General features: G+C 62.1%; 11 protein-coding genes. 10 read left to right on the plus strand and 1 reads right to left on the minus strand.

All coding sequences use genetic code 11. From position 1 onward, the window contains the following. Positions 1 to 55 precede the first annotated feature (55 nt). The 5 genes from lolA to EB812_RS00735 all read left to right on the plus strand — a co-directional run bounded on the left by lolA (position 56) and on the right by EB812_RS00735 (position 7,092). Positions 56 to 727 carry an outer membrane lipoprotein periplasmic chaperone LolA gene (lolA, locus tag EB812_RS00715; RefSeq protein ID WP_118228952.1) on the plus strand — a complete coding sequence of 224 codons (672 nt, stop codon included), beginning with the start codon at positions 56 to 58 and terminating at the stop codon, positions 725 to 727. A gap of 211 nt (positions 728 to 938) precedes the next feature. Beyond that, on the plus strand, positions 939 to 2,423 hold the full coding sequence (locus EB812_RS00720) for a 30S ribosomal protein S1 (RefSeq protein WP_118228951.1): 1,485 nt from the start codon (positions 939 to 941) through the stop codon (positions 2,421 to 2,423). A gap of 13 nt (positions 2,424 to 2,436) precedes the next feature. Continuing rightward, positions 2,437 to 3,864: a DegQ family serine endoprotease gene (locus EB812_RS00725; RefSeq protein WP_118228950.1), complete on the plus strand. Its 1,428-nt coding sequence runs from the start codon at positions 2,437 to 2,439 to the stop codon at positions 3,862 to 3,864. 551 nt (positions 3,865 to 4,415) lie between these two features. Next, a complete protein-coding gene (locus EB812_RS00730; protein ID WP_165450851.1) occupies positions 4,416 to 5,360 on the plus strand; it encodes a glycosyltransferase family protein in 945 nt (314 codons plus the stop codon). A gap of 82 nt (positions 5,361 to 5,442) precedes the next feature. Next, positions 5,443 to 7,092, plus strand: a complete 1,650-nt coding sequence (locus EB812_RS00735; protein WP_118228948.1) for a phosphoglucomutase — start codon at positions 5,443 to 5,445, stop codon at positions 7,090 to 7,092. A 32-nt stretch (positions 7,093 to 7,124) separates the two neighbouring features. On the opposite strand, the gene EB812_RS00740 is transcribed toward EB812_RS00735, so the two are convergent. Then, complete coding sequence (locus EB812_RS00740) at positions 7,125 to 7,871, minus strand: pseudouridine synthase (protein WP_118229070.1); 747 nt, start codon at positions 7,869 to 7,871, stop codon at positions 7,125 to 7,127. 1,303 nt (positions 7,872 to 9,174) lie between these two features. Here EB812_RS00740 and rdgC point away from each other — a divergent pair. The 5 genes from rdgC to EB812_RS00765 are packed head-to-tail and all read left to right on the plus strand — an operon-like array spanning position 9,175 to position 13,892. Beyond that, entirely contained in the window at positions 9,175 to 9,798 is a 624-nt protein-coding gene (gene rdgC, locus EB812_RS00745) for a recombination-associated protein RdgC (RefSeq protein WP_118228947.1), read from the plus strand. Between the two features lie 13 nt (positions 9,799 to 9,811). Continuing rightward, positions 9,812 to 10,339, plus strand: a complete 528-nt coding sequence (locus tag EB812_RS00750) for a hypothetical protein (protein WP_118228946.1) — start codon at positions 9,812 to 9,814, stop codon at positions 10,337 to 10,339. A gap of 9 nt (positions 10,340 to 10,348) precedes the next feature. Then, positions 10,349 to 11,386 carry an ABC transporter permease gene (locus EB812_RS00755; RefSeq protein ID WP_118228945.1) on the plus strand — a complete coding sequence of 346 codons (1,038 nt, stop codon included), beginning with the start codon at positions 10,349 to 10,351 and terminating at the stop codon, positions 11,384 to 11,386. A gap of 1 nt (position 11,387) precedes the next feature. Further along, positions 11,388 to 12,224: an ABC transporter permease gene (locus EB812_RS00760; protein WP_118228944.1), complete on the plus strand. Its 837-nt coding sequence runs from the start codon at positions 11,388 to 11,390 to the stop codon at positions 12,222 to 12,224. Between the two features lie 60 nt (positions 12,225 to 12,284). Beyond that, positions 12,285 to 13,892, plus strand: coding sequence for a DNA repair protein RecN (locus EB812_RS00765; protein WP_118228943.1), 1,608 nt, complete (start codon positions 12,285 to 12,287; stop codon positions 13,890 to 13,892). Positions 13,893 to 13,953 lie beyond the last annotated feature (61 nt).

A 13,953-nucleotide genomic window follows, 5' to 3' on the forward strand; every position in this document is an offset into this window, starting at 1 on the left:
CGGCGACGCCCGGCTGCGCGCCGTCGGAAAAGGCGGCTTCGGCCGCGGAGGAAGTATGCGCGCTCTTGTCCTGGCATTTCTGGCCCTGGCCCTGTGCGCTCCCGCCCCGGCGGCGAGCGCTGCCGACCCTCTGACGCAGACCATTCAGGCCCGCTACGAAAAACTGCAGGCTTTTTCCGCCGGCTTCACCCAGACCCTCAGCCACAAGGAGAGCGGCTCGGTGGAGCAACGGCAGGGCACGCTGCTGTTCCAAAAGCCCCTGCGCATCCGCTGGCAGACGGCACGGCCCCATGAAGAAACGCTGGTGGTCACGGACAGGGAGATCTGGGACTATCTGCCCGACGAAGACGTGGCCTATCGCTACCCGCCGAGCCTGGTGCAGGATTCACGCAGCATTATCCAGGTCATCACCGGTCAGGCCGCCCTTACCAAAGACTTTGAAATCAAGAATGAAGGACAGGACGATGGTCTGGTCAGGCTGCGGCTCTACCCCAAAGACCCTTCGCCGCAGATGGTGGAGGCCGTCATCTGGGTGGAGCGGAATACGGGCTATATCCGTCGGGCCGCCATCACGGATTTTTACGGCAACGGCAACGACGTGCGCCTCACCAGCTTTACGCCCGACGCCCGTCTGGAGGCCGGGGCCTTCAGCTTTACGCCGCCCAAGGGCATAGAGGTGGAAGACCGCATTGACCATAAGGTTCCCGAACGGGAACTGTTCAAATAATTTTTTCGGCGCCTGCGGCCGCTTGTGCCGCCTGTCGCGTACGGCCGGGCAGCGGGTAAAAAATACCCAGCTGCGTAAAAGTCACCCACTTTTGCCGACAAACAGGCGCAGCGTCGCTGCGGAACCCTGCCGGGCCGCATTGTTTTTCTACCAGAGATAGCATAGAATTTATAACTCAAGTATGAAATCCGCTTGTGAAGGAGCAGGAAAGATGATCGAGGAGAAAACCCCGGCCGTCGCGCCGGAGGAAGGCGTTGAAGATTTTGCCGCGCTGCTGGCGGCCCACGAGGCCACAGCAGGGCGTCTGCAGCCCGGCCAGAAGGTGGAAGGCACGGTCATCGCCATCAGCGGCGACAATGTCTTTGTGGATGTGGGCATCAAGGTGGACGGCATCCTAGACCGCAAGGACATTCTGGACGCTGAGGGCAACGAAACCGTCAAGCCCGACGATAAGCTGGAAGCCTGGGTCATCGGCGTTTCTCCGCAGGAAATCCGCCTTTCCCGTTCCATGAGCGGTAGCGGCGTGGCGGCCATAGAAGAAGCCCGCGACAGCGGCGTGCCCGTGGAAGGTCGGGTGGCAGCCATCTGCAAGGGCGGCTACACCGTTGAAGTACTGGGCAAAACTGCGTTCTGCCCCGGCAGCCAGATCGGCGCGTCCACGGCGGAAGCCGAAGGCCTGGTGGGCCGCACCCTGCAGTTCCTGGTCACACGGGTAGAAAATCGTGGGCGCAACATTGTGGTTTCGCGCCGCGCCCTGCTGGATCGTGAGCGGCAGGAAAATCTGGACGCTTTGCTCCAGACCCTCAAGGTGGGCGATACGGTGGAAGGCACGGTCAGCCGCCTGGCCCCCTTTGGCGCTTTTGTGGAACTGGCCCCGGCCGTGGAGGGCATGATCCATATTTCCGAGCTTTCCTGGTCCAGAGTCAGCGCCCCGGATGAGGCCGTGAGCCTCGGCGACGTGGTGCGCGCCAAGGTGCTCAACCTGGAAAAGGACAAAAAAGGGCAGGTGCGCATAGCCCTTTCGCGCAAGCAGGCCCAGGGCGACCCCTGGCAGGAAGTTTCCCAGCGCCTTACCCCCGGCGAAGTGGTGCCTGGCAAGGTGGTGCGCCTGGCGCCCTTCGGCGCTTTTGTGGAAATTCTGCCCGGTGTGGAAGGGCTGGTGCACATTTCTGAAATGTCCTGGGAACGGCGGGTGCTCAAGGCCGAGGACGTGGTGCAGCCTGGCGATGCCGTATCCGTAAAAATCAGGGACATCAATCCTGAAACCCGCCGCATATCTTTGAGCCTGCGTGAAGCCGAAGGCGACCCCTGGCAGGACGCGGCCCAACGCTTCCCCGTGGGCGCCAGCGTTGACGGCACGGTGGAAAGCCGCAGCCAGTACGGCCTGTTTGTTACGCTTGCTCCCGGCATCACCGGTCTGTTGCCCGCCGGGGTGCTCAAAAGCGCCAAAAACGCCGCCCAGTTCAGCAAATTGGACAAAGGCGACGCCGTGACCCTGGTGGTGCAAAATATGGACCCTGCGGCCCGACGCATCAGCCTGGCTCCCGAAGGCACCGAAGCCGCAGAAATGGCCGAGGATAAGGCCTGGCGGCAACATGCCAAAGCCGCAGCCGGCCACGGCGCCGGAAGCAATGGCGGCAGCATGGGAACAAGTATTATGGCACAGGCTTTGCAGAAGGCTTTGCAGAAAAAATAGCAAGGAGCTTTCCATGACTGTGCGCAAATACCTTTCCGCTTTGGTGGCTCTGGCGTTGCTGCTTTCCTGGCAGAGCGCCGGGGCCGCCGGACTGCCCGATTTCAGCGATCTGGCCGCCAAATGCGGCCCCGCCGTGGTCAATATTAATACAGAGCGCAAGGCCAGTGGCGGCGACCAGGACGACATCTTCGGTGAGATGTTCCGCAACATGCCTCCCGGTTTTGAAAAATTCTTTGACCAGTTCGGCATGCGCGGCGGCAAACGCCCGCAGATGCGCCAAAAATCCCTGGGGTCCGGCTTTATCATCTCTGAAGACGGCTACATCGTCACCAACAACCATGTGGTGGCCGACGCGGACGTTATCCGGGTGACCCTGGACCAGAGCACGGGCAAGAGCGAAGCCATCCCGGCCAAGCTCATCGGTGCGGACGAAGAGACGGACCTGGCCCTGCTCAAAGTGGACGTGAAAAAGCCGCTGCCCTTCCTCAGTTTTGGTGATTCCGCAGCCCTGCAGGTGGGTAATTGGGTGCTGGCCATCGGCAATCCTTTTGGTCTGGACCACACGGTAACGGCGGGCATCTTGTCGGCCAAAAACCGGAATATCCACGCCGGGCCTTTTGACAACTTTTTGCAGACCGACGCCTCCATCAACCCTGGCAACAGCGGTGGCCCTCTGCTCAACCTTCAGGGGCAGGTTATCGGCATTAACACGGCCATTATCGCCAGCGGGCAGGGCATTGGTTTTGCCATCCCCAGCAATATGGCCTCCAGCATCATTACCCAGATCAAAAGCGGCAAAAAAGTCAGCCGCGGCTGGATCGGCGTGACCATTCAGGACGTGGATGAAGGCACGGCCAAGGCCCTGGGTCTGGGCGAAGCCAAGGGCGCCCTGGTGGGCAGCGTCATGGAAGGCGAACCCGCCGCCAAGGCGGGCATGAAGGACGGCGACATCATCCTGAGCGTGGACGGCAAAAACATTGCCGACGCCGCAGCCCTGCTGCGGGCCATTGCGGACAAAGCCCCCGCCTCCAAGGCTGCCATCACCGTCTGGCGGGACGGCAAAACCCGTGACCTCACCGTAACCCTGGGCGAACGTAAGTCCTCCCTTACGGGCTTCAATGGCGGCAAGGCCGGCAAACACGGACAGAATGAAGGGCAGCTCGGCATCGCCGTGCGTCCCCTTACCCCAGAGGAACGCCGTGAACTGAAGCTGGACGCCAACGAAGGCCTGCTCATTGTGGATGTGGACCAGAACAAACCCGCTGCTGAAGCGGACCTGCGTCCTGGCGACGTGATTCTCAAAGCCAACCTCAAGCCCGTCAGCAGCGCCCAGGATCTTTCCCGGATCGTCAACGACGAGGGCGTCAAACGCGGCGCCGTCATGCTGCAGATTTCCCGGCGCGGAGACGTTTACTTCCGCACGGTGACATTGGGCAAATAGCACGAGCAGCGGCAGCGGGGTGGTCCGCACCGCATTTCCGGGGCGTCCCATTGACGGGACGCCCCGTTTTTTTTACTATTTTGCAACGTTATTGGTAAAAACACTTCCAAGACAGAGCAGCCCGGCACTGCCTTGGCGACTGCACCCATATGCCGCACAAGAGCATGGGCGTTAGAGCAGTTTACGAATGAAATGAGTTAATTGCTCTGCAAGGATTTTCTTGAAAATCCTTGCCACGAAATGCGAGAAGGCAGGCTTTTGCCTGCCGTAAGCGAGCATTTCAAGTGTTAAATACTCTAGTCTGGCTCACTTGCATTGAAGGGAGTTGCGACCCCAGCTACCGTGCCAGTTACGTGCGCACAGGTGCAGTTTTTGCTTCTCTTTGAGGGATGAACGAAATTCCAAAGGAAATCCGCTTACGACGGGCGGACGGTTCTGAGTGTGCGGAAAGACCATGGCAGTGGGGCAGGGACGTGGACGAGCGCATTCTAGTGTTTGGGGGTACATACCTCTGTGACGCCTTGAAAAAACTGGGATTCCAGGTGCTTCATATGGGCCCCGGGGCACACCAGGGCCTGGTGCTGGAACATCCGGTCACTGCGGCGCGGCTCTGGCAGTTGCTGGCCGCCCGCGGTTTTCTTCCGGATGCCTTCTTTTATGCCGACAACGGCAACCTGCCCCTGCTGCTGAATCCGGAAGACGTCCCGTGCCCCAGTGCCTTCTACTCCATAGACACGTATTGCAATCCCTGGCACATCCCCTATGCCCGCGGCTTTGACTTGGCTCTGGCGGCGCAGAAGGACCACCTCCAGCTGTTCATGGGTGAAGGCCAGTCCTGTCGTTGGCTGCCCCTGTTCTATCCCGGAGAGCCGCCTTCAATGCCGCTTTGGGAGAGCAGGGATGTGCCTGTAGTTTTTGTGGGCACCCTGGGGCACAAAAACAATCCGGATCGGCAGCCCTTTCTACAAGGCTTCAAGCGTCGCCACCCCCTTGTCTGCCGCAGCGGCGACTACCGCCCCCTGTTTGCGCGCAGTCGCATTGTGCTTAACCAGACGGCTTTTTCCGAACTGAATTTCCGCGTTTTTGAAGCCATGGCCTGGGGCGCGGCATTACTTATGGAACAGTGCGCCAATGGCCTGACGGAGCTGTTCTGCCCCGGTGAAAATATTTTGCCCCCCTATCCCCGTAACGACGCCGACGCCGCAGCCGCTGCGGCCGCGACTGCCCTGGCCGACCCTGTGGGGCTGGCCGCAGTGGCCGCGGCGGGGCAAGCCCTGGTCGCCGCAAGGCACACCGCCCTGGTCCGGGCCCGCACCCTGGTGGGATTGCTGCGCTGGGTGCGAACTACAGAACAGTGGCAAACGCGCCTTCAAGCGGAACATGAAGTCCGCCGACGGGCGGTGCATACGGCCTTCGGCATGCTGGCCGGGGAGCTGGTCGGGCCGGACTGGGGCTCCTATCGCGAATTTTTTGCCCGCGTCGCCTGCGGCGCGTGAGCGGCATTGCCGCCCGGCCCGTTCCGGCGTATGAGTCAGGGCAGGAGCAGCGGCAGCCCGCCACACAACAAGGGAGATTGTCATGCCTGTGGTCCATACGGATGCGGGGCAGCTTGCCCCCCCGGAAAAGCTGGAAAATATCCCCGCGCTCATGAGCGCGTACTATACCGAAGTTCCCGATCCCGGCCGACCGGAGCAGCGGGTGGCCTTCGGCACGTCCGGGCACCGGGGCACATCCCTGTTGTGCAGTTTTAATGAAGAGCACATCTACGCCATCACCCAGGCCGTGTGCGACTACCGTAAGGCGCAGGGCATTGACGGCCCGCTTTTTCTGGGCGGCGACACCCACGCCCTCTCCGAAGCGGCCTTCCGCTCAGCTCTGGAAGTGCTGACGGCCAACAACGTGGCGGTGCGTGTGCCGCGCCATGGGGCGTACACGCCTACCCCGGCCGTTTCTCACGCCATTTTGCGCTGGAATGCGGGGCGCGCCACGGGCCTTGCGGACGGCATCGTCATCACGCCTTCCCATAATCCCCCGCGCGACGGCGGCTTCAAGTATAATCCGCCCCACGGCGGCCCGGCCGAGGCGGCGGTCACCAGGCAGATCCAAAGTCTGGCCAATGTCTGCCTTGAAAGCGGCAACCGCAGCGTGCGACTTGTGTCCCTGCGTACGGCCTTGGCCTCGCCCCTGGTGGAGGAATACGACTTTATTCGTCAGTATGTGGATGACCTGGCCCTGGTGCTGGACATGAAGGCCATCGCCGCCTCTGGCCTCAAGCTGGGCGCGGACCCCTTGGGCGGGGCCAGCCTGCCCCTGTGGGAACCCATTGCCGAAACTTACGGCCTGGACATTGCGGTGGTCAACAAGGTGGTGGACCCCACCTTTCGCTTTGTGCCCTGCGATAAGGACGGCAAAATCCGCATGGACTGCTCGTCGCCTTACGCCATGAGCCGTCTGCTGGAAATGCGCGGGCGTTTTGACCTGGCTTTTGCCTGCGACCCCGATTCAGACCGGCACGGCATTGTCACGCGCGAAGAGCTCATGCCGCCCAACCACTACCTCAGCGTAGCGGCCTGGTATTTGTTCCGCACCCGGCGGCAGTGGCCCGCGCACAGCGGCATCGGCAAAACGCTGGTGACCAGCGCCATGCTGGACAGGGTGGGGCAGAGCCTGGGGCGTCCTGTGCTGGAGGTGCCCGTGGGTTTCAAGTGGTTTGTGCCCTATTTGCGCGACGGCAGCTGCGGCCTGGCCTGCGAAGAGAGCGCCGGGGCCTCCTTTCTTTGCTTTGACGGCAGCCCCTGGAGCACGGACAAGGACGGTCCCCTCATGTGCCTGCTGGCCGCCGAAATGATGGCCGTGGAGCAGGCTTCGCCTTCTGAACTTTACGAACGACTGGCCGAGCGCCTGGGCCGCCCCGTTTATCAGCGCCTGGACGCGCCTGCGGACGACGATGTGCGCGCCGCTCTGGCCGCTGTCAGGCCGGAGGATGTGCCCTTGCGCAGCCTGGGCGGATCGCCCGTAACCGCAGTGCTGACCCGCGCGCCGGGCAACGATGCGCCCATGGGCGGCGTTAAAGTGGTAAGTGAAGATGGCTGGTTTGCCGTGCGTCCTTCGGGCACCGAGCCCATTTGCAAGGTCTACACCGAAAGTTTTAAAGGAGAGGAGCACCTCTGCGCTCTGCAGAAGGATGCGCTGGGCTTTCTGGAGCGTCTGCTCAAAAGGGGCGCGTAGGGAAAAAACTTTTGCAGAGCCGAGGGGAAGCCTCAAAGCCCCACACTGCGCCGCAGGGCTTCCACCTCGCGGCTGGTCAGAGCTCTGGCCACACCGGCGGGCAGATCTCCCAAGGCCAGAGGCCCTTGGGCCACGCGGCACAAACGCAGGATAGTCAGAGCCAGGTCGCGGCACATGCGGCGGATCTGTCGGTTGAGCCCTTGGTGCAGCACCATGCGCAGCAACGTACCCCTGGCCTGAGGCACAGCCGATACCGTCACCGGGGCGAGCTGTTCCCCTTCGGCCAGGCGCATGCCCGCGCGCATGGCTTCCAGAGCTGCGGGCGGCACCGCGCCGCGCACCAGCACCTCATAGGTCTTGGGCTGGTGGTGGCTGGGGTGACACAGCCGCTGGGCCAGCGCGCCGTCATTGGTCAGCAGCAGCAATCCTTCAGAGAAATAGTCCAAGCGGCCCACCGGGTAGAGCCGCAGCTCGCGCAAAGCCTCAGGCAGGCAATCCAGCACGGTGGGTCGCCCTTCGGGGTCGTGCGCCGTGCAGACAACCCGCACGGGTTTGTGCAGCAGCACATAGGCGTAACTCTGGGGGGCCGCCAAGGGGCTTCCGTCCACGGCCAGCACATCCTGCGGCCTCACCTGACGGCCGGGGCTGGGTTCCGGCAGACCGTTGACAGAAACCCGGCCCGCCAGAATAAGCTCGTCCGCCTTGCGCCGGGAGCACAGACCACTGGCCGCAATGGCCTTGTTCAGCCGCTGAGTTGCGGGCGCGTCCGGCCCGGTCATTTCTGCCTGTGCGGCCGTAGCGCCGACTCGTGTGCGCGCCGTGCGCTGCTGGTGCCCCTTCCCGTTCATGTCCCAATCTCCTGAAAAAATACCCCAGGGCATTGCAACGTTGGAATGCCCTGACGGTTGTGTAAGCAGACGCCCGCCGCGGAGGCGCCAGCGTAGCTTCAGCCGTTGCGCCGCGGGAGCCTGGCCCGTTACGACGAAAAAAGTTACGGGCAAAGACAGCAGTAGGGCTAGTTACAGATGAAGCAGCGCCGCCCTTTATTTGCGCGGTTACGTGCCGAAACGAGCGTGCCGTAAATTTCTTAATGTTACTATACGTTAAAGAAATACTTTAATTGTATGAAAGCCGGACACTCCACGCGGCGGCAAACCCCTGACAGCCGCGCGAAAAGACCTACCAACCATGCGACTACGCCATGCAGAGGGGAGAGCGGTGCGAGAACGCTCCCTTTTTCTTATGTGGAACCTTTTGAGAAGGGGTATCTCCCAAAGAGGAATAGAGGCCCAAGCACCACACCGAACCCTGTCCATGCATAAAAAGTCTGCGCGCGGGGATCCGCTTGAGCGCATGGTGCGCGAAGCGGGAGCCCGCGTCAAGACGCGGATTTTTGACGGCGCAGGTTTATTCGACGGAAGTCCATGTTGACGGCGTGGATTTGGGGCCGCCGTGGGTTCGGTAGGCTGTGCGACAGCCAAATCGAGCCAGATAAAAGCGCCAGGCCCGACGCTTGAAGCGTTTGGCCGGATGCGTACACGGGCCGTACAGACGGGCACAACGGGGCAAGCTCTGCGGGATGGCGGCCCTGGCTGCGTCCAAAGCGTTTACTGCAGGGACAACGCGGTTTTTTGTCTCAAAAGTTTACATAATTATCATTATGGGACATTTAAATCCGCGCCGGGGGAGCCTGCCCTTTGCCCCATCCCGCAGACCATACCTTGCCGCCAGAGACCCCGGCGGGTTTGGACAAAAGCCAAAATCGCCGTACCGCAAGCCATCGCAAAGACAGACAAGACACAAGTACGCTGCAGCACCACAATTTTCCCCGGCTTCAGGTGGTTCAGCCCTCTGTTGTTGTGCCAGCCTTTGTGCGGCGGGACACAGCCATGCTGTCGTACGCATGCCCTCTGAACACAGTCCAGCCGTCCCCTTTGCCGGCACCGTCCGCATTGGTGGCGCATACGCCCCCCGTCCTGCCTGCGGCAACGGCCACACCCCAAGGGCCGCGCCACACTGGGCTTGCCCACGGCGCGGCTCTGACGTACAACACAGGCCAACGTCTTACGCCGAGGTATGTTCATGGGCTTTGCCAACAGCGCCTGCAGTTTTACCCGTTTCCGCATTTTGGATCCCGTGCCCGCCGAGCTCTGGCCGCAGATTCCGGACAAGCTCAAGCAGTACGCCATGCAGGATATCGACAATATCCCGGAGCCGCAGGCTTGCGGCTGGGTCAGCTTTGAAGACATGCTGGACACCCAGTGGACCACGGCCACACCCCACAAGGGGGCGTACCTGGTCTTTTCTCTGCGGCTGGACACGCGCCGCATCCCTGCCGGAGTTGTCAAAAAGCACCTGGCCCTGGCCCTTAAAGAGGAAAAAAACCGGCTCCGCGACCAGGGCAAGACCTTTATTGCGCGTGAACGCAAAAAAGAACTCAAGGAACAGGTCATGCTGCGCCTGCGGCAGCGTTTTTTGCCTGTACCGGCGGAATTCAACGTACTTTGGGCCACGGACAAAAACGAAATCTGGTTCGCCTCCACCCAGGGCAAGATGATCGAATTGTTTATGGAAGAATTCCTCAAGACTTTTGATCTGCACCTGGAGCAGCTTACGCCCTACAATCTGGCGGCCAGCCTGCTGGACGAAGACAGCCTCATCCGCCTGGACCAGCTTGAAGCCACCCAGTTCGCCCCACAGGCGTAAAGGAAGACAGAACATGAGCACAGCCTATTCCGCCGAATCCCCAGACAGCATCCTGGGTAGGGAATTTCTGACCTGGCTCTGGTATCAGAGCGACACGGCCCCTGGCGGCTTTACAGACGCCACGGGCGCGCCCTTTGCGGTTTCTATGGAGCAGCGCATCGTGGTGGAAGGCGGCGAAGGCGAAGCGCGGGAAACGGCAACGGTTTCCGGCTCGCTCTCTCCGCTGCGCGAGGCCCGTTTCGGCCTGGGCACGGGCAAGAAGGTCAGCCGCGCCCTGGTACGCCTGGAAAAGGACGAGCTGGCTTTTCAGCTCAGTCTCAAGGCTGAGGACTTTTGCTTAAACAGTCTGCGCACGCCCAAAATCGACACCAGTGATGCGGACGACGACCCCGACGCCCTGCTGTTGGAAAAGATCGCCCTGATGGAAATCTGCACCGGCCTGCTGGATGCGCTCTATGCCCGCTTTCTGCGCCTGCGCCTTTCTCCGGACTGGCTCAAGGAAGTGACGGACATGCGCCAGTGGATGACCCGCACGGAGTAATCCAGATCCATGAGCGCCCTGCCCTCCTCTCCCGTCCGCAGCCGTTCCGCCTGGGGCGATGTGGCCCGCAACACCCTGCGCAAAACCCTCTGGATGTTGCTGGTGCTTTGGGGCATTACCATCATCAGCTTCTGGGTCATCCACCTGGCCCCCGGTTCGCCCACGGATATGGAAACTACCCTCAACCCCCTGGCCGGCGCGGCTGCACGTCAGCGGCTGGAGGCCCTCTACGGGCTGGACCGCCCTCTGTACGTGCAGTACTGGGACTGGCTGGTGCGCCTGTTGCACCTGGATTTCGGCAATTCCATGTCCGCCGATGGCAGGCCCGTGCTGACCAGAATTCTGGAGCGTCTGCCCCTTACCGTGGGCATGAACCTGGTTTCTCTGCTCCTTACCCTGGCCATCGCCATTCCCGTGGGCATTATTTCGGCCTGCCGCCGCAATTCCCTGCTGGACCGCACGGTGACCGTTCTGGTTTTTCTGGGTTTCGCCATGCCCTCTTTCTGGTTGGCCCTGCTGCTCATGCTCTTTTTCGGCATTGATCTGCAATGGCTGCCCATTTCCGGCCTCACTTCCATGAACTACGCCCAAATGGGCCCCTGGGAGCGCTTCTGCGACCTGGCCCGGCATCTGGCCCTGCCTATTACGGTCTATACTGTGGGCGGGCTTGCGGGCATGTCCCGGTATATGCGGGCCTGCATGCTGGAAGTGCTGCGGCAGGACTACATCCTTACCGCCAGGGCCAAAGGGCTGAGCGAAACCGCCGTGGTCCTGCGCCACGCTCTGCGCAACGCCCTTTTGCCGGTCATTACCCTGCTGGGTCTTTCCGTGCCGGGGCTCATCGGCGGCAGCGTCATCATCGAGTCCATCTTTGCCTTGCCCGGCCTGGGCCAGCTTTTTTATGCCGCCGTCATGGCCCGCGACTACACCATGATCATGGGCAACCTGGTGTTGGGCGCGGTGCTCACCCTGGCGGGCAATCTGCTGGCTGACGTTTGTTACGGCCTGGCCGATCCGCGCATCCGCAGCGCCGGGGAAGGCAGCTGACATGTGCCCCGTCGTCCTGAAAAAACTGCTGGGCCGTAACCTCATGCTGACGCTGGGGCTCATTTTGGTGCTGGGCATGTCCCTGGCCGCCCTGCTGGCCCCCTGGCTGGCCCCTTACAATCCCGATGCCCTGCACCTGGACCATATTCTGGAGCCGCCTTCCGCCCTGTTCTGGCTGGGCACGGACCGGCTGGGGCGAGACGTTTTTTCCCGTCTGCTCTTCGGCGGGCGCATTTCCCTCTGGGTAGGCTTTGTGGCCGTGGGCATTTCGGTCAGCATCGGCACGGTGCTGGGTCTGGTGAGCGGTTATTTTCGCGGCTGGGTGGATGAGGTGGTCATGCGCGCCGTGGATATTATGCTCTGCTTCCCCTCCTTTTTTCTCATCCTGGCGGTCATTGCCTTTCTGGAACCAAGCCTTACCAATATAATGGTCGTTATCGGGCTCACCTCCTGGATGGGCGTCACCAGGCTGGTGCGGGCCGAGGCCCTCAGCCTGCGCCAAAGGGAGTTTGTGGATGCGGCCCGCCTGGCGGGTACGCCCGCCTGGCGCATATTGCTGCGGCATATCCTGCCCAACGCCTTGGCGCCCGTGCTCATCACGGCCACCCTGGGCGTGGCCGGGGCCATCCTGGTGGAATCCAGTCTGAGTTTTCTGGGCCTGGGCGTACAGCCGCCTACGGCCAGCTGGGGCAACATGCTCATGGACGGCAAATCCGTCATCGAAACCGCGCCCTGGCTTTCCGTCTATCCCGGGCTGGCTATTTTGGTCACGGTACTGGGCTATAATCTTTTGGGCGAAAGCCTGCGCGACCTTAGCGACCCGCGCCTGCGCCGCTGAAGAGCCTGTTGGTATAAAATTTAAAGTTATACTTTAAAATGTAAGCCCGCGGAACCTGCCATGCTGGAATATCTGCGCATTCGCAACCTGGCCCTCATTGAGGACATGGAGCTGGAATTTGCCCCCGGCATGAACGTGCTGACTGGTGAAACCGGGGCCGGCAAGAGCTTTATTCTTAAAGCCTTGGGTTTTCTGCTGGGCGACAGATTGGCGGCGGACATGGTGCGCCCAGGGGCCGAGCGCGCCCAGGTGGAAGCCCTGTTCAGTCAGCCGGAACAGGATCTGATCCTGCGCCGCGAACTTCTGGCCGAAAGCGGCCGCAGTCGGCTCTACATCAATGACAGTCTGCGCTCCCAGGAAAGCCTGCGTGACCTGCGCGACCGTCTGGTCAGCCACACCAGCCAGCACGCCCAGCAAAAACTTTTGCAGCCGGCCGTGCAGGCCCGCCTGTTGGAACACGGCCTTGCCGACCCCACCCTGCCCACCCAAAGGGACGCCCTTTTGGAAGACCTGCGCCGCTTGGCCGCGCAACGGGAAGCCCTGCGCCAAAAACAGGCCGGCCTGGCCGAGCGTCGCGAACTGCTGGAGATGCAGCAGCAGGAAATCGCCAAGGTGGCTCCGGAGCCCGGCGAGGAAGAGCGCCTGGAATCGCTGCGAGCCCAGGTCCGCCAGGCGGAACGGCGGCGTGAGGACCACGAACGGGCCCTTGCCCTGCTCCACGGCGACGAAGGGGAAGGTCTGCTGGACCAGCTTGTGCGGCTGGAAAAGTTGCTGGACCATCTAGCCGAAGGGGACGCAGGTTGTAAGGCCACGGCTGAAACCGCAGCGAGCCTGCGTGAACAATTGACGGAGCTGGCCCGACGTCTGCGACGCGGCCCCCTGGATGATGACCTGCCCGATCTGGATAAGGTGGAGGAACGCCTTTTTACCCTGGCTCAGCTCAAGCGCAAGTTGCACCGGACCTTGCCGGAAATCCTTGCCTTGCAAGATGAGATAGGCCAGAACCTTTCCTTTCTGGATGTCTGTGCCCTGGATCTGCACCGTCTGGATACGGAGGAGGCCGCTCTGGCCGTACGTCTGCACGGTGTGCTGGAGCGCCTGCGCCCCGCACGTCGCGCCGCCGCTGCAGCAACGGTGCGGCGGCTGGAAGAGGAGCTGCGCGGTCTGGGCTTTTCCGACCAGGTGCGCGTGCTGGCGGAATTTACGCCTCAGGAGGTCTGGCCCGGCCTTCATGATGAGCGCGGACGCATCCTCTGGGCCCCCAACCCCGGCCAACCGCCCCAGCCCCTGGACAAGATTGCCTCCGGCGGCGAACTTTCCCGGTTCTTGCTGGCGCTCGCCGGTGTGCGCGGCGAAGAGGCGGAAGGGGCCACCTTTATTTTTGATGAAGTAGACGCGGGCGTGGGCGGGCTTACCCTCAACAAGCTGGCGGAAAAACTTTCTGCTCTGGCCGCCAGTCGGCAAATGCTGCTGATCACCCACTGGCCGCAGCTGGCCGTCCGGGCCCGCAAGCATTTTCAGATCGTCAAAACCGTACGCGCAGGGGCCACCTTCACCCTCTGTGCGCCCCTGGACCCGGCGGCCCGCCACGCGGAGCTGGCCCGCATGGCCGGCGGCGGCCCTCAGGGGGAAGCCCTGGCCCGCAGCCTGGAAGCTGCGGCGGGATAAGACAACTTCACTCTGCGATGGCGCTGCATGTCGCAAAAATGCGGTCCGCTGCAGACCCCTT

This window comes from Desulfovibrio legallii (assembly GCF_004309735.1).
Lineage (GTDB): Bacteria > Desulfobacterota > Desulfovibrionia > Desulfovibrionales > Desulfovibrionaceae > Desulfovibrio > Desulfovibrio legallii.